The sequence below is a fragment of the Streptomyces sp. NPDC043427 genome (assembly GCF_056436655.1).
Window position 1 is genome coordinate 82,737 of record NZ_JBWKCC010000029.1, and the last position, 16,269, is coordinate 99,005.

Consider the following 16,269-nt stretch of genomic DNA (forward strand, 5'->3'; position numbering starts at 1 on the left):
CGCCCACGCGCCCTGCCGTTGGCCGCCGCCCGCCGCTACTGTTGTCCATGATGGGACGTCATGGGTGGAATTCGGGGGCTGGACGGTGGCGGCTCACCGCGCTGCTCGGTGTCGGCGTGGCCGCTCTCGCCCTGCTGGTGACGCTGCTCAACATGCTGCCCGGTGACGACAGCACCGGCACCACGCGAGACGGCGACAAGGTGCACGGCACACCTGTCACCCCGTCGACCCAGCTGCCGGAACCGGACGTGGGCTGGGGCTTCACGCACACCCAGTTCAGCGCCGACGAGGGCAGCGGCCCGGCCACCGAGCGGGCCGGGGGGCTGCTGAAGAAGGTCCCGCTGCCGCAGAACCAGCACATCATGGGCTGGGGCGCCGACAACCCGGAGCCGGTGAAGGGGCGTTACGACTTCGCCGCCCTGGACCGCCGTGTCGACTTCATGCGGGCCTCCGGCGCCACCCCGGTCATCACCCTGTGCTGCGCACCGGACTGGATGAAGGGCGGCAGGTCGGGCGCCGGCCGCACCGACTGGAGCCAGGCCGCGCTGGAGACCGCGCCCGAGCCCGAGCACTACGCGGACTTCGCGGCGCTCGCCGCGACCGTCGCCAAGCGCTATCCGGACGTGCGCCACTTCATCGTCTGGAACGAGTTCAAGGGCTTTTGGAACAACGCGGCGGGCCGCTGGGACTACGAGGGTTACACCCGGCTGTACAACCAGATCCACCGGGCGTTGAAGAAGGTGAACCCCGACATCCTGGTCGGCGGCCCGTACCTGGTGATGGACAGTCTCGACCCGCGCGCGCCCGAGGCCTCGAAGACCTTCAAAGGCGCCTGGGGCGCGATGGACCAGCGGGTCCTCGACGCCTTCGCCTACTGGAACAGGAACAAGGCGGGTGCCGACTTCGTCGTCGTCGACGGTTCCAGCTACACCAAGGACGACGAGCTGCTGCCGAACGAGTTCGCCGCCACCGACAAGCTCACGGCCGTCGGCCGGTGGGTGCGGCGGCAGACGGGCGATCTGCCGCTGTGGTGGGCCGAGTACTACGTCGAGCCCGCTGACGGCAACGACGACCGCAAGGGCTGGTCCGAGTCCCGCCGCGTCGCCGTCCAGGCCGCCGGAATGATCGCCATGGTGAAGGGCGGCGCCTCCTCGGGCTTCTACTGGAACCCGGAGGAGGAGCAGGGCCCCGCCTGCCCGGGCTGCCTGTGGACGCCCACCGACAGCGGCGACGGCGGGACGAAGCTGCCCATGTACGACCTGGTCTCGCGCTTCAGCGAGGAGTTCCCGCCGGCGACGGACTACGAGACGGTCTCCGTCGCCGCGGACGACGTCCCCAACGTCCGGGTGCTCGCGACGGGCCGGGTGGTGCTGGTGGTCAACACCCTGGGCCGGCCCATCAGCGCCCGTGTGGACGGCAAGCGGTTCGCGATGCAGGCGTACGAGGTGAAGTGGCTCACCCGGTGAACCGGTGAGCCACCAGCCAACCGGCCTACTTCATGGTCATGAACCGCTGCACCAGTGAGGCCAACAGCACCGCCAGCAGCGGCAGCGAGAACCAGAAGCTGCTCTGCAACCAGCGCACTTGCCGCACACCCGACCGCGCCGCGACCCGGACCACCTCGCGCGCCGTCAGCAGCACGACCAGCGCGAGAGCGGCGAGCGCCCCGACGACCGACCAGGGCGTCCAGGTGACCTGCGGCCCGATCGGCCCGGGGTCGGCCTTCGCCACCTTGCCTTCGGGCTGTTCGCGCAACGCGTACATGGTCACGTCGTCGTTGACGAAAACCTTCTTCAGCTCCTGCCGCTTGTCCAGGTTCCGCACCAGCCGCGGCTCCCACGCCTGCGAGTAGCCCACGTCCAGCTGGAGATAGGTGACCTGGCTGCGGTTGATCATCAGATACGAGTTCGGTCCCGCGTCCTTGAGCGCCTTGACCAGGCCCGACACCAGCACCGGGTCGCTGGGGGCGAGCGTGGGCACGTACTGCACCTTCTCCATGTCCTTCGCGCCCCACGGCATCGCCGGCGTCACGTTGGTCACCGTGTCGTTGCTCAGCCACAGCAGGCGCACGGTCGGGTCGTCGTGGGCGTACACGTAGTCCATGGCGGCGACCTCGCCGGGCCGGATCCGCTCGAAGGGCTCGTTGCCCCAGCGGGCCACCAGGAAGCCGCCCATGAGGATCAGCCCTGCCATGAGGGCGGCCAGCGGGGCGAGGCTCGCGCGGTCCTTGTCGCGTTCCTCAGCGGTGACGCCGGTGCGGGGGAAGAGCGCGAGGGCGGCGAGCAGGGCCGCGCCGGGCAGGGCGAACATGAAGACACGCAGGGCCATCTCGCCGCCGTACGACTGCATGCCGAAGCCCAGGAACGGGACGAAGGTCAGCACGAGCAGCGACCGCTCTCGGTACTGGTGGAAGCGGCGGCGCCACCACCCCCAGCAGGCGAACGCCATCACCCCGCCGGCCAGCAGCACGCGCGTGTACAGCACCAGCTTGTGCGTCGAACTGCCGCCCTCGATACGGCCCGACACCGACGACGACACGTTGCCGCCGACGCCGCCGACCCCGCCGAAGAGTTCGTCGAAGTGTCCTGACCAGTACGGCTCGGCCATGAAGCCCACCCACACCGCGACCAGCACGCCGAACAGCAGGGGCAGACCGCGCAGTTCGGACCGGCCGACCAGGACGAGGACCGCGAGGACGCCCAGCATCACGAACGGGGTGAGCTGGTGGGCCGGGACGCTCGCCGCGAACAGGCCGATCACCACGGCGAGGAGCACGGCCTTCTGGCGCCGGTTCGTCGGTTCGACCTCGACCTCGCCGGGCCGCCGCCTCGTCCAGATCACGCCCGGCGCACGGAACCACACGAGCAGGATCGCGACGAAGGCCAGGTAGAGCAGGTAGGTGAAGCCCTGCGGGGAGAAGTAGTCCTGGCCGACCCAGCCGCTGAGCACGAAGACCCAGATGCCGGTCCACTTCGCCCGCCAGCTCGCCCGCATCGAGCGTACAAGGAGGAACATCGGGGCGAGATACAGCAACTGGACGGTCAGCGGCCACCAGCGGATCACCTCGGCGAGGTCGGTGACCCCGCAGGCCCTCAGCACGAACGCGGCCGCCGCGAAGAAGCCCGGCCAGCTCCAGCGGGCGTCCAGATCGGGTACGGCGGATCCGCTCCGGTCGATGAAGTCGAGGAACCCGAGATGCTGCCAGGCGGTCGCGAAGCGCGGCTCGGTCTCGATCACGGCGGGCAGCGCATGCAGCGACACGACCGTCGCGAGCAGCGTGACCAGCAGCAGCGCCCGGTGCTCCCGGCGCAGCCACAGCAGCGAGGCGAACACCGCGACCAGCAGCGCCGCCCCGACCAGTGTCGGCAGCGGCAGCACCGAGATCAGGCCCAGCCCGCCCATCCCGTCCAGGTCGGCGTCACCGAGGCGTGACGCGGGCACCCAGTAGAGCAGCAGCCCGGCCGTCAGCAGACAGCCGAGCAGCACACCGAGCCGGGTGGGCAGCAGACGCTCGCTCGACGGAGGAGGTGGCTCCTCGGACACCGGTACCTCTTCCGGTACGGGCGCGTCTTCCCGTACGACCTCCCGCTCGTCCGCGAAGGGCGCGTCCACGTCTGTTTCGGCCCGCCGTGCCCAGGTGGGCACCGCGGGGACGCCGGTGGGCGGGGTGCCCGGGCCGGGGCGGACGTCGGGGCGTCGTTCCAGGTGCTCGAAGTCGACGTGGACGCCCAGGGCGAGGGTGTCGCTGTCGGATGCCCAGCCGGACCGGCCCCCTGGGGCCTCGCGCGCCCCCAGGTCGGCGAGGTCCCCGTCGGGCGGCGCGTCCTCGGGGACGGCCGGTGCGGCCCGGACGGTCCGGTACAGCTTGGGCGCGGCGATCGCGACGATCACCGCGAGCGAGGAGATCTCGGCGACGCCCGCGCCGACCAGGCCCATGCGGGGGAGCAGCAGCAGCGTCAGACCGAGCACCAGCACACACAACAGGCCCTGCAGCCAGGCCAGTCCGCCGGTGCGGCTCTGGGCGCGCAGCACCGCGAAGTACGTCTCCATGACGACCCGCAGCACCGCGCCGACCGCGAACCAGCGCAGCAGCGGGGTCGCCGCGTCGGCGTAGCCCGAGCCGAACACGCCGAGGATCCACGGTGCCCCGACGAACAGCACCCCGGCGACCGGCAGCATGATCCGCGCCATGCGCTTGAGGGCCGCCCGTGTGTTCGCGGACAGCCGGCCCGGATCGTGCGAGCCCTCCACCGTGAGGGAGGCGCCCATGTTGATGGCGAGGAGGTTGACCGTGCCGCCGATGGTGGTGGTGATGTAGAAGTACGCGTTGTCCTCGGAACTGACCTGCGCGGCCACGATCACCGGGACCAGGTAGACCACCGCGAGCGAGAACAGGGAGCCGGTGTAGTCGCCTGCGAGGAACCGGCCGATCTCCCTCAGGGACGGCGTCTTCGCGTGGTCCTCGGTCGCCTCGACGTGCCGGGGCACCAGGCGCCGGAACACCAGCCAGCCCAGCGGCAGCACGGAGAAGGCGATCGCCGCGACCCACGACACGAAGACACCGGTCGTGGGGATCGCCACCGCGAAGGCGACCAGCAGCGCCAGCTTCACCGCGGAGAACACGGTGTTGCCGACCGGCACCCACAGCGCGTTGCGCAGCCCGGTCAGCACACCGTCCTGAAGCGTGAGCAGGTTCCAGGCGACGATCGCGAGGACGAAGCCCAGGCCGTTGACCGGACCGTGCAGGAAGCGGTACGACGGCCCCCACACGTCCAGCGTCAGCAGGAAGCCCCCCGCCGCCAGCGCCACGACCAGCGAACTCCCGGCGTACGTCCGGAAGATCAGGCGGCCCGTGGCCCGCCCGGCGATGGGGATGAAGCGGGCCAGCGCGCCGGTCAGGGTCACCGCGGTCAGGCCCGCCAGGAGCTTCATCGCGGCGATCGCGGCGGAGCCCTGGCCGACCGCCGACTCGGAGTAGTAACGGGCGGCGGCCAGCCAGAAGCCCAGCCCCAGCACCGCCGAGATGCCGGTGTTGAGCATCAGGGCGTAGGCGTTGCGGAACAACTGGTTGCCGCCGGCCTGGGGGCCCGGGGACTTGCCCCGGCCGGGCAGGCGCAGCCGGCGTCCCCGCCGCTGCTCGGGCGCCTCGGTCACGCTCGACGCCGCCTGGGGTGTGGTCGTCGTGTCAGACACGGGATCGTTCGGCCTTCCGGCGGATCTGGCGGGCTCTGCGGACCACGGCGTACCCCTGGGTGAGGGCACGGTCCCGGGCGAAGGCGCGGGCGATCGAACGGCCTTCGACCAGCCGCTCGAACTCCTCCGTGCCGGTGGTGCGGCGCACCGTCACGCGGCGCAGGGCGTACGGCCCCTGGCCGCGGCGGGCGAGGTCGTTGCCGACGACGAGTGCCTGGGCGAACCCCTGTTGGCGCACCGCCTGGCGCACCCGGCGGCTGGAGTAGCCGTACGGGTAGGCGAACGACACGGGCAGGGCACCCAGTTCGTCGGCGACGATGTCCCGGCAGCGGGTCAGCTCGGCGCGGAGCGTGGCGTCGCCGAGCTGGTCGAGCTGTGGGTGGGTGTGGCTGTGTCCGCCGATCTCGACGTCCGCGGCCGCGAGGGCGCGCACCTGGTCCCAGTCGAGCATGGTGTCCAGGCCGCCGCCCATGTCGTGCTCGCCCCGCAGCCAGCCGGTCGAGACGAAGAGGGTCGCCGGGAAGCCGTGCTTTGCGAGGACGGGCAGGGCGTGCCGGTGCACGCCCGCGTAGCCGTCGTCGAAGGTGATCAGCACCGGGCGCTCGGGCAGTGGCCGCCCGGAGCGCCAGCGCGCGGCCAGGTCCGCCGTGGTCAGCGGGGTGTGCCCCAGGTCCCCGATGAGCGCCATCTGCTCGGCGAACGCCTCGGGCGCGACCGACAGGACGCGGGTGGCGTCGTTCGGGTCGGCCGCGACGGAGTGGTACATGAGAATCGGCACCGGTGCGTCGCTCATCTGCGTCCCCCTCGATCCTCGCCCCTCGCGTCGGCTTCCCTCACGAGGGCATCCTCCGCACCGGCCTGCGGCACGAGGGGCTCCGTCGTGGCCGCGGGGGCCTGCCGCGCGAGGAGGTTTTCCTCCGTGTCGCCTTGCCACGTGTTGCCCTGTCGGGCGAGGTTTTGCGTCGTGGGGGCGTGCCGTGCGATGGGCTTTGTCGCGGCCGTGGGGGCCTGCCGCGCGAGGGTTTCCTCTGTGTCGCCTTGCCACGTGTTGCCCTGTCGCGAGGAGGTTTTCCTCGCGTCGGACTGCCCCGTGACTGCTTCGCCCGCCACCGTTGCCACCTCGATACGCGCCACCGAGAACGTGGCCCCGCCGCGGCGGGCCCGGACAGTGCCCACGACGTACCCACCGGCCGCCGTGAGCACGCCGGCGACGATGGCACCGGCCCTGTGTACGCCCCCGGGACGCGCCAGCAGCGCGTCGCGCAGGCCGCGCGCCACCCCGGCCGGGAGTACGCGGGTGGTGTACCGGCGTTCCGACTCCAGGCCCTTGTCGGCGCCGACGCTGCGGGCCACCAGCGCCTTGGACAGGCCCTCGGCGTAGGCGCGGGTGCGGAAGTACCCGAAGTGCTCGCGGGCCTCGGGCACCCGGTGGTGGATCACCGCGCGGTCGTCGATCAGCAGGACCGCGTCGGGCCGGGCGCGGGTGAGGCGGATGCACAGCTCCGTCTCCTCGCAGCCCAGCGGCCGTTTGTCGCCGTCACGACCGATGCCGGTGGCGAAGCCGCCCGCCGCGTCGAACGCCGTACGCCGGAACGAGGCGTTGCCACCGAGGACGTTGCGGACGCGGACACGGCCCGGAGGCAGGCCCCGGTAGGTGCAGCCGACGACCCAGTCGAACTCCTCGGGGAACCAGGCGGGTCGGCGACCCGACGCCCAGATCGGCACCGTACGGCCGCCGACCGCCATGACGCGCGGGTCGGCGTAGCCCTCGGCGAAGTGGCGCAGCCAGTGCCGCTCGGCCACGGCGTCGTCGTCGAGGAACGCGACGACGTCACCGAGGGAGGCGGCGATTCCGGTGTTGCGGCCGGCGGACAGGCCGCGGGGGCCCGCGTTGGCGAGCACCCGCACCTGGCCGGACTCCTGGTGCTCCTTGTACTCCTTCGCCAGCCGGTCCAGGAGCGCCGGGTTGTGGTCGACGACAAGGAGCGTCTCCAGCGCGGGACGCGATTGCGCCCGCACCGAGGAGACCGCCGCGAGGATGTCCTCCCAGCGGTGCTCGGTGTAGACGCAGATCACGACGGAGATGTCGGGACCGCTCAAGACACCTCTCCCCGGACCGAGGCGAGCATCCGCGCCTGGTGGGCCTGCCGGCGCAGGGCCCGCCGGTTCGACCGCTCCTTGAGGATCACCTTGAGCACCCGCAGGCCGTCCCGCACCGCCCGCAGATTGCTGGCACCGTGGATGCGCAGGTACTCGTGGCTGGGGATCTCCTGCACCCTCAGCCCCGCCTTGACCACCCGGATGTTCATCAGGGTCTCGACCTCGAAGCCGGTGCAGTCCAGGTCGATCTTGTCGAGGCAGTGCCGCCAGAACGCGTTGTAGCCGTAGCAGAGGTCGGTGTAACGGGCGCCGAACTTGCGGTTGACGACCGCGCACAGGGCGCGGTTGCCCACCTTGCGGATGAAGGTCATGTCGTCGGTGCCGCCGCCGTTGGCGAAGCGGGAGCCCTTGGCGAAGTCCGCGCCCGAGACGAGGGCGGAGACGTACGACACGATCTCGTTGCCGTCGGCCGAGCCGTCCGCGTCGACCATCACGATGATGTCGCCGCTGCACGCCTCGAACCCGGTGATCAGGGCGTCCCCCTTGCCGCTGCCGCGCTGCTCGACGACCTTCACGCCGGGCCACAGATCACGCGCGACCTCGACGGTGTCGTCGGTGGAGTTGCCGTCCACCAGGACCACTTCGTGTATCCAGTCCGGCAGGGTCTTGAAGACGTACGGAAGGTTCTCCGCCTCGTTCATGGCCGGGATCACCACGCTCACCGGCGGAGTGATGGCCAGGTGCGAGGAGATCGGCCGGTACTGACCGGCGGTCATGGAATCCCGGCCGGTACCGGCCGGGTGCAGAACGGAGCTCATGAGTCTGGTCCCTCTCGTCCGGTGGACCGCCCGCCCCCGGGCGGTCCGGTTCTGTGTCCGGTTCGAAAGGGGGGTTCTCACCCAACGCGTACGCGGCATGGCGCGACTGCTCGCTGCGCGCACGCCGGGTGAGTTGGCAAAGCTGGCCGGCCCCGGAAAACGGCAGCCGGTCGCGCGGCACGGCCCGGTCACCATGTGCGGTCACCGAGCACGGCACCCCCCTACCGCGCCCCACGCCGAAGAAGCCGTCGTGGCCCCTTGGTTTCCCTCCCCTGGGCCGTGGTGACAACTGTCCGATGCGGGTGAGATGTATGACGGTATTGACGATTGAACCTGTATGGCAAGACCTGGAATCAAGCCTCACGTTTTTGCCGGTTTGAGCCGAGTTGTCGATCAGTTCCGGGAACGGATCTTTCCCAGCTTTTTGAGCATTCTGTCCGCCGGTGCGAACAGCTCCGGACGGGACAGCACCGTGTTGCGCAGCGCCCGGACCGGGGCACGGCGTGCCCGGTGTCCCAGCGCGACCGGGTGACGACGCGTCACCCACCCCTCGGACACGGCGATCTCGCGTGTCTTCAGGGAGTCCTTGTACTCCTTCTGGCCCCGGCCGAGATCCAGGTACGCGATGCCGTCGGCGGCGGCCGCCTCGGCCATGCGCAGATGCAGGATCAGCCCCGGCGAGTACTTCGAGTACGCCGGGTCGTACGCCGGGAACCAGCAGGCGAGCACCCGCTCCGTGCGCAGTCCGAAGTGGGCCGCGACCGGCTTGCCGTCCGCGTACAGCACCGACAGGATGCCGGCGAACGGCTCGGAGCGGGTGTGGAAGAGCTGCTGCACCAGCCGGGTGATCCACTCGTGGGCGAAGCGGTCGCTGCGCCCCGTCCGGCGGTACTGCGCGGACTTCCAGTCCATCAGGGTGCTCAGGGCGGCCGGATCGCGCTCGTCGTGGACGTAGCGCACGTCCTCGGCGTCCCGTCCCAGCTTGCGCTCCTTGGCGAGCGTCGAGCGGGTGAACTTCGGCGACCGGGCGCGCAGTTGGCTCAGATACACCTCGTAGCCCTGGTCGACGTCCATGACCGGGGACGGGAAGGTGCTGGAGGCTCCCGCCTCGAACGGCTCCTGGCCCTCCACCAGATGGTCGAACTCCCATACGGCCAGGCCGCAGGCCCGCAGCAGCTCCCTGGCGTCCCAGGTGAACCCGGGGCGGTGCACCAGGCCCTGTGCGTCCGAGACGCCGAGGCCGACGGCCCGGCCGACACCGGCGGGGGATCGCTGGAACGGGAAGAAGGCCGTCGGTTCGCCGTCCTCACGCACCACCGCTATGCGCACGCCACGTCTGCAGCGTCCCACCGCGAGCGCGAACTCGGGGGACAGGAAGGGGTTCGCCAGCTCGGGCGAGCCGTGCAGATGGGCCTTGGACTGCATGGCCGTCCACGCCGCCCGGTCCGCGGCGCCCAGTTCGCCGGGGCGGTACACGGTGATGTCCACGTCAGGAGCCCTGTCTTCTCACCGTACGGCCGCGCAGCCGCCGTACCAGAACCAGCAGGAGAATGAGCGCGCTGATCGCGGTCACGGCCGCGATCCCGCCGTGTACCGACCACCGGTGCACGGCCAGCATGCCCTGGGCCACCAGCATGTTGGCGACGACCGCGCCCGCGACGGCGGCGAGCAGGCGACCGAACGGATCCAGCCCGGACAGGGCGGCGGCGAGGGCGCTCGCCGGAGCGGCGAGCAGGAAGAACAGGATGAGGGGGCCACGCAGGGGAGAGTCCGAGCCGGTGAACGCGAGGATCGCGCCGACCGCCCCCACGGCCGTCGCGGCACCCGCGAGAAGCGGCGACAGGTCCTTCCCCGGCCCCGGTCGCGCCCTCGCGGCGCCATCCGGTGCAGCTTTCGCACCTGTTGCACCTGGTGAACCTGTTGAGCCTGTTGAACCTGTCTTGAACCGTATGGTCTGCATTGGCGACTTTGCCCCCCGAAGCGCCGGATGCCGGGCTTCAATGTGGCGCAGCCCCGCGGCGGGCGTCAAGATGCGGCGAACGCCCCCGCTCGTTCCCGGCCGACCGGGCATCAGATCGGTTCATAGGGAAATAATTGGCATGGACACTTCCCGTCAATGTGCGTAGTTGCTACGACAGTTGGGGCAGAGATCCTGCTAAAGGGAGGCTCCATGAGACGTTCCCGACTTGCCCTGTTCCTGGGCTCGATCCTCCTCGCCGCCGCCACCGCCCTCACCGGGGCCACCGCGGCGCAGGCATCCCAACTCGCAGCATCCGGCGGCTATGTGGCGCTCGGCGACTCCTATTCCTCGGGAGTCGGCTCCGGCAGCTACATCAGCTCCAGCGGTGACTGCAAGCGCAGCACGAAGGCGTTCCCCTACCTCTGGAACGCCGCCCACTCACCCTCGTCGTTCACGTTCGCCGCATGCTCGGGCGCCCGAACGGATGATGTTCTGGCGAGTCAGCTCGGCGGCCTCAACTCCACCACCGGTCTCGTCTCGATCACCATCGGCGGCAACGACGCCGGCTTCGCCGACGTCATGACGACCTGTGTCCTGCAGTCCGACAGCGCATGTGTCTCGCGCATCAACACCGCCCGGACGTACGTCGACTCGACGCTGCCCGGCAAGCTCGACAAGGTCTACTCGGCGATCAGCGCCAAAGCCCCCGACGCCGAGGTGGTCGTCATCGGCTACCCCCGCTTCTACAAGCTCGGCACCACCTGCCTCGGTCTGTCCGAGACCAAGCGCAAGGCCATCAACGACGCGGCCGACTACCTCGACACCGCCGTCGCCAAGCGCGCCGCCGACCACGGCTTCACCTTCGGTGACGTGCGCACCACCTTCACCGGGCACGAGATCTGCTCGGGCAACTCCTGGCTGCACAGCGTCAGCTGGCTCAGCGTCGGCGAGTCCTACCACCCGACCGCCGCCGGGCAGTCGGGCGGCTACCTGCCGGTCCTGACGAACGCCGCCTGACCCTCAGTCAGAGGGCGACGTCGAGGGGGAGGCCCCGTCCGTCGGGGTCTCCGTCTCGCAGGTGAGGGAGAACGGCACCGACGTGGACGTCGTCTGCACCGGGTCGCGTACCTCGACACTGATCTCGTTGCGGAACGTCCCGCTCCCGGCGTTCGTCGTCACGCTCACGGTGTCCTGCTTCGACTTCCCGCCGCCCGAGGGGAACGACAGGGTCTTCCAGCCCGGGTCGGAGACCTCGCCGTCCTTCGTCACCCAGCGGTAGTCGACCTCCGCGGGCAGCCGCCCGACCGTGAAGGTGGCCGTGAACGACGGTGCCTCACCGCTCGGGGGCGGACAGCTGCCGGAGTAGTCCGTGCGCGTTCCCGCGAGGCTCACCTTCACGGTCTGCGGCGCCGGTGACTCGCTGCTCCTGGTCGGGCTGGGCGTGGGACTGGCCTTCTCCGTGTCCGCCGTGCTCTTCTCCGGGGTCGGGGTCGGGGTCGGGGAGACGACCCCACCGCTCTGACTGTTGGTGGTGCCCTTGCGGCCGCCGTCGCCGTCGCCGTCGCTGTTCAGCAGCGCGTACGTCAGCCCCGCGATCGCCAGCGCCAGGACGGTCACCCCGGCGACCAGCACGACGGCGGAGCGGCGGTCGCGCTCCGGCCGGTCCGGCCCGACCGCGGGAACCGGACGCGATGGCGTCGGCGGCCCCTGCCGCGTGGTGGTGGAGGGACCAGCGACCGTGGGCGCGTACGCCGGTACCGTCCGGGCCGTGTCCGCGCTCGGCCGGCCGCCCGCCGCGACCACGCGCAGCTCCTGTTCCGCCCGGTCGCCGGGCAGGCGCTCGGCCGGATCCTTGCGCAGCAGCCCCTCGATGACGGGGGTCAGCGGACCGGCCAGGCGTGGCGGCGGCAGCTCCTCGTCGACGATCGCGCGCAGCGTGCTGAGCGGGGTGTCGTGGCGGAACGGGGAGTTGCCCTCCACCGCCGCGTACAGCAGTACGCCGAGCGACCACAGGTCCGACTCGGGGCCCGGCGTGCGGCCCAGCGCCCGCTCCGGGGCGAGGAACTCGGGGGAGCCGATGACCTCGCCGGTCATGGTCAGCGCGGAGGTGCCCTCGACCGTCGCGATACCGAAGTCGGTGAGCACCACCCGGCCGTCGTTCGAGAGCAGCACGTTGGCCGGTTTCACGTCCCGGTGCAGCACCCCCGCCTCGTGCGCGGCGCGCAGCGCGGCCAGCACCTCGGCGCCGACGTGCGCGGCGTGCTGCGGGGTGAGCGGGCCCTCGGCGTCCAGCTGATCGGCCAGCGAGACACCCCGGACCAGCTCCATGACGATCCACGGGCGGCCGTCCTGCGTGGCCACGTCGTACACCGTCACCACGTTGCGGTTGGCGACCCGGGCCGCGGCCCACGCCTCGCGCTCCAGGCGGGCGTACAGTCGCTCGACGTCCGAAATCGGCAGCCCGGCCGGGGCCCGCACCTCCTTGACGGCGACCTCGCGGTGCAGCACCTCGTCGCGGGCCCGCCACACCGTCCCCATGCCGCCCTCGCCGAGCGGAGTGAGGAGACGGTAGCGGCCCGCGATCAGACGTTCACTGCCCGGTTCTTCGGACACCGGCGCCCCCATTTCGCATTCCGGTTCGCATCCCGGCCAATACCTCCCCAAAAGTAGCTCAGCCCAGGACGGATGCCGCCCCCTTGAGCACCAATCCGACCCCGAGCGCCACGACGACCAGCGCGGACACCACGGGGGTGCCCGTGCGCAGCAGCGTCACCGCCCGGCCGGAGCTCCAGCGCGAGCCCCGGTCCAGCAGGCGGTTCATCGTGGTGCCCAGCTTCACCACCGCGACTCCGGCCGCGGTGAGCGTGAGGGCGAGACCGATGCCGTACGCGAGCACCAGCAGCAGCCCGAACCACGCCTTGCCCATCGCCGCGGCGCCGACGAGCACGACCACGGCGGAGGGACTGGGCACGAGCCCACCGGCGAAGCCGAGGAGGATCGTGCCGCGGAGGGTGGGGGCGGTGGCGTGGGTGTGGGTGATGCCGCCGTGGGTGTGTTCGACGGTGTGAGGGTGCTTGTGGTGGCTGTGGTCGTGATCGTGGCTGTGGTCGTGATCGTGGCTGTGGTCGTGATCGTGGTCGTGCTCGTGAGTGGGCGCGGGGGCTTTTGTGAGCGTGGTGGTGGAGGTGGCGTGGGGGTGGGCGCCGACCAGGGCCAGGTCGCGGTCGGGGGTGTCGGCGGGCCGGCGTGAGGGTGTGTGGTCGTGGCTGTGGTCGTGCGGGTGCGGGTGGTCATGCCCGTGCCCGCCGTGGTCGTGATCGTGGTCGTGGGTGTGCCCGTGCCCGCCGTGCCCATGGGTGTGCCCGTGGCTCCGGCTTCGCCAGGCCCGTCGTACGAGGGTCACTCCCGCCAGGAGGACCAGCGCGCCGCTCGCGAGGCCCAGCCAGGCGATGACCGACGGGGCGGCCGCCGAACCGGCCGTCACGAGGAGGCCGAGGGCGACGACGCCGAGGGTGTGGGTGACCGTCACCGACGCGGCCATCGGCAGGACGTCCTTGAGGCGGGCCTTGCCGCCGCGGGCGGCCGCAGTCGCGGCCATGATGGTCTTGCCGTGGCCCGGGGCGAGCGCGTGCATCGCGCCCAGGCCGATCGCGATGAGGAGGGCCAGGGCGGCGAAGCCGACGGTGAGGTCCTGCCGGGAGACCAGGTCGTCGAGGGCGCGGGTCCAGCGGTCGGCGCCGCGCGGCAGCACGGACGCGGCGGGCGCCGCGCCGTCCTCCTCGGCGAGGGCCGGACCGCCGGGACGCAGCCGCAGGGACGCGGCCGCGGTGTCGGCGGGGGAGGAGAGCAACTCCTCGGGGTAAGCGGTGAGTTCGCGCGAGACCGACTTCTTCGGTACGTCCGACGCGGTGAGCGTCATCCGGTCGCCGCGCGCGGTGATCTCCCGCCAGCCCGGCCCCGAGGAGGCGCCCGCGCCGTGGAAGCCGAGGGCGACGGTGTCGTCCTCGGGCAGCGGGGCCGTCATCCGGCACTCCACGCGCAGGGTGTCGAGGCTCGCCTGGCCCGGACGTACCTGTGCCTCGCTGCTCGTGACGGTGAGGGCGACGGGGCGGCCGTCGACGGTGACCTCGCTGCCCTCAGCGGCGCTCGCGCACCGCTGCTTCGCCCACTCCGTCATGCCGAGACGCTTGATGTCCGGCTGGGCCTGGGTGGCGGGGATCTCGGCGAGGTCCTCGACGTGCTGGACGCGGAGCTGACCGGGGGCGGCGACGAGTCCGTCGTAGCGGTTGACGGTGAAGTTGCCCAAGGGGTGCGCGCTCGCGGTCGCGGAAGGGACGAGCACGAGCGCGCACCCGGCCGTCAGGACGGCCGCGCAGGAGGTGAACAAACGACGGGGGCTCACTTGTCCGCCTCCAGCGTCTTCAGCGCGCCGCGGGCCTCGCGGGCACCCAGGGGCGAGAAGCCGGGGTTCAGCTTCAGGGCCGCCGTGAGGTGGGTGCGGGCGTCCTTGGTGTGGCCCGTGGCGCGTTCGATGATGCCGCGGTGATAGAGGAACGCGGCGTTGCGGTAACCGGTGGCCGTGGCCTGCCGGGCGTAGGGGAGGGCTTCCTCGTCCTTGCCGTTGACGTGCAGGGCCCAGGCGAGGGCGTCCGCCGTGTGCACGGTGTGCCGGCGGGCCCAGTCGGCGCGGGCCGCGCGCAGGGCCGTCGCCCGGTCGCCGTGGTCGGCGGCGGCGAGCGCGGTGTCGAGGTCGGCGTTGACGCCGTTGGCCCGGGCGAGGGCCGTCCAGGCGTCGACGAGGGTGTACTGGTCGCGGGCCTTGTCCTTGTCGCCGGCCTTGCCGCGCTCCTCGTAGAGCTCGCCGAGGACGACGAGCGGGCCGGGGAGCGGGTAGCGGGAGACGACCTGTTCCATGCCCTTGATCGCCTCCGCGCTGTCTCCGCTCGCGGCCTGCGCGCGGGCGCGGCCCTCGAGGGCGGGGAGGTAGTTCTCGTCGGCGGCGAGGGCGCGCGCGAAGTAGGTGAGGGCCGTGTCGTAGTCGCCCTGGTTCCAGGAGAGTTGGCCGAGCTGGCAGGCGACGTACGCGATGTCTCCCGGGGTGGTGGAGCCGGCGAGCGCCTGCTTCAGGACCCGCTCGGCCGTCTTCACGTCGCCGCGCAGTTCACGCACGTACGCGTACCGGGTGAAGACCGGGACGCCGGGGCGCCGTTCGTCGGCGGTGTCGGCGGCCTTCGCGGCGTCGTCGTAGCGGCCGAGTTCGACGAGGGCGTCGATACGGGAGGACAGGGCGCGTTCGCTGTACGGGTTCTGCTCGAGGGCCTGGTCGGCGTACTTCAGGGCGCCGGCGAAGTCATGGCGGGCGGCGGCGAGCGCGGCGCGGCCGGCCAGGGCCTGGTCGTTGTCGGGCCGCAGCTCCAGGGAGTGCTTCAGCGCCTTCTCGGCCTGCGGGTAACGCGAGGGGTCGCCCTTGGTGCGGGCCTGCTCCACGTAGGCGAGACCGAGAGTGGCCCAGCCGCCGAAGTCCTTCGGCTGGCCCTTGAGATGCGTCTGCAGGGCGGTGATGCTCGCGTCCAGGTCCCCGCTGCCGAGCAACGCCGGCGAGACGGCTCCCGCCGCGGACACCGGCACGGCGCCCCCGCTGTCCCGCGCGGCCCCGATCGCGATCGCCCCCGCCGTGAGCCCCACGGCCAACAGAGCCGCACACCCGAACAACTGAGCCCGCCGCCACCGCCGCCCGGCAGCGGCGACCCGCCGTACGGCGACGACCCGCTCGTCGGCGGACTCGGGGGCTGCGGTGGCCTCCGGGGCCGGGCGCTCGTCGGCGCGGTTCGCGCTGTTCGCACCGGCTGCGACCGGGTATCCACCGACGCGGGCCGCGCTGCCCGCACCGGCCTCCGCCTCCGGACGTTCGCCGGCGCTCACGGCGTGACCGGCCGCGATGCGCCCCTCGACGGCCGCGGCGGCGCTCTCCTGTGCGTCTTGGTCGACCTCGGCCCCGACCTCGGCCTCCGCGGCGTCGTCCTCGGCCCGTGCGGCAGGCTCGGCCTCCGCCGTCCCTGCCGCGAAGTGCTCGTGTTCGGCGGTGTGTTCCGGAGACGGCATGTCGACGCTCTCCGCGGCTTCCGGTGCCGGGGTGGCCGGCGGGGTGCCGGGAGCCCGCTCCGGTGCGTCGTCGTTGGTGCGCGGGGACATGCCCTC

The 16,269-nt window shown here is 71.9% G+C and carries 10 protein-coding genes and 1 pseudogene; 2 read left to right on the forward strand and 9 right to left on the reverse strand.

Annotated elements, in window-relative coordinates; translation table 11 throughout:
- Positions 1–50 precede the first annotated feature (50 nt).
- A complete protein-coding gene (locus AC067M_RS34700; RefSeq protein ID WP_478701051.1) occupies positions 51–1,466 on the forward strand; it encodes a GH39 family glycosyl hydrolase in 1,416 nt (471 codons plus the stop codon).
- 25 nt (positions 1,467–1,491) lie between these two features.
- Here AC067M_RS34700 and AC067M_RS34705 read toward each other — a convergent pair whose 3' ends face one another.
- The 6 genes and pseudogenes from AC067M_RS34705 to AC067M_RS34730 form a co-directional block, all read right to left on the reverse strand.
- Positions 1,492–5,193, reverse strand: a complete 3,702-nt coding sequence (locus AC067M_RS34705) for a lipopolysaccharide biosynthesis protein (RefSeq protein WP_478701005.1) — start codon at positions 5,191–5,193, stop codon at positions 1,492–1,494.
- Positions 5,186–5,986 carry a polysaccharide deacetylase family protein gene (locus tag AC067M_RS34710; RefSeq protein ID WP_478701006.1) on the reverse strand — a complete coding sequence of 267 codons (801 nt, stop codon included), beginning with the start codon at positions 5,984–5,986 and terminating at the stop codon, positions 5,186–5,188. Before AC067M_RS34710 ends, AC067M_RS34705 begins: the two co-directional genes overlap by 8 nt.
- A 326-nt stretch (positions 5,987–6,312) precedes the next feature.
- Positions 6,313–7,293: pseudogene (locus AC067M_RS34715) on the reverse strand (glycosyltransferase family 2 protein); the annotation flags it as partial.
- Positions 7,290–8,111 (reverse strand): glycosyltransferase family 2 protein, encoded by an 822-nt coding sequence (locus tag AC067M_RS34720; protein WP_478701007.1) that lies wholly within the window; start codon positions 8,109–8,111, stop codon positions 7,290–7,292. The pseudogene AC067M_RS34715 and the gene AC067M_RS34720, both read right to left, overlap by 4 nt.
- A 393-nt stretch (positions 8,112–8,504) precedes the next feature.
- The gene (locus tag AC067M_RS34725) at positions 8,505–9,599 is read right to left on the reverse strand and encodes a GNAT family N-acetyltransferase (protein ID WP_478701008.1); all 1,095 of its coding nucleotides are present in this window, start codon (positions 9,597–9,599) and stop codon (positions 8,505–8,507) included.
- Between the two features lies 1 nt (position 9,600).
- On the reverse strand, positions 9,601–9,921 hold the full coding sequence (locus AC067M_RS34730) for a hypothetical protein (protein WP_478701009.1): 321 nt from the start codon (positions 9,919–9,921) through the stop codon (positions 9,601–9,603).
- Positions 9,922–10,281: 360 nt separating this feature from the next.
- Between AC067M_RS34730 and AC067M_RS34735 the strand changes: the two genes are divergently transcribed.
- The gene (locus AC067M_RS34735) at positions 10,282–11,088 is read left to right on the forward strand and encodes an SGNH/GDSL hydrolase family protein (protein WP_478701010.1); all 807 of its coding nucleotides are present in this window, start codon (positions 10,282–10,284) and stop codon (positions 11,086–11,088) included.
- Between the two features lie 3 nt (positions 11,089–11,091).
- On the opposite strand, the gene AC067M_RS34740 is transcribed toward AC067M_RS34735, so the two are convergent.
- Genes AC067M_RS34740 through AC067M_RS34750 form a run of 3 tightly spaced genes read right to left on the reverse strand, consistent with a single transcriptional unit; the run spans position 11,092 to position 16,263 of the window.
- Complete coding sequence (locus AC067M_RS34740) at positions 11,092–12,684, reverse strand: serine/threonine-protein kinase (RefSeq protein ID WP_478701011.1); 1,593 nt, start codon at positions 12,682–12,684, stop codon at positions 11,092–11,094.
- A gap of 58 nt (positions 12,685–12,742) precedes the next feature.
- Entirely contained in the window at positions 12,743–14,473 is a 1,731-nt protein-coding gene (locus AC067M_RS34745) for an urease accessory protein UreH domain-containing protein (RefSeq protein WP_478701012.1), read from the reverse strand.
- Entirely contained in the window at positions 14,470–16,263 is a 1,794-nt protein-coding gene (locus tag AC067M_RS34750; RefSeq protein WP_478701013.1) for a tetratricopeptide repeat protein, read from the reverse strand. The genes AC067M_RS34745 and AC067M_RS34750 overlap by 4 nt, the downstream gene beginning before the upstream one ends.
- Positions 16,264–16,269: the final 6 nt, after the last annotated feature.

What these genes read in the sequence shown, in the direction of transcription:
- AC067M_RS34720 (WP_478701007.1), bottom strand. Translation starts at nt 8,111, where the DNA reads ATGAGCTCCGTTCTGCACCCGGCCGGTACCGGCCGGGATTCCATGACC.
- AC067M_RS34750 (WP_478701013.1), bottom strand. Translation starts at nt 16,263, where the DNA reads ATGTCCCCGCGCACCAACGACGACGCACCGGAGCGGGCTCCCGGCACC.
- AC067M_RS34735 (WP_478701010.1), top strand. Translation starts at nt 10,282, where the DNA reads ATGAGACGTTCCCGACTTGCCCTGTTCCTGGGCTCGATCCTCCTCGCC.
- AC067M_RS34700 (WP_478701051.1), top strand. Translation starts at nt 51, where the DNA reads ATGGGACGTCATGGGTGGAATTCGGGGGCTGGACGGTGGCGGCTCACC.
- AC067M_RS34710 (WP_478701006.1), bottom strand. Translation starts at nt 5,986, where the DNA reads ATGAGCGACGCACCGGTGCCGATTCTCATGTACCACTCCGTCGCGGCC.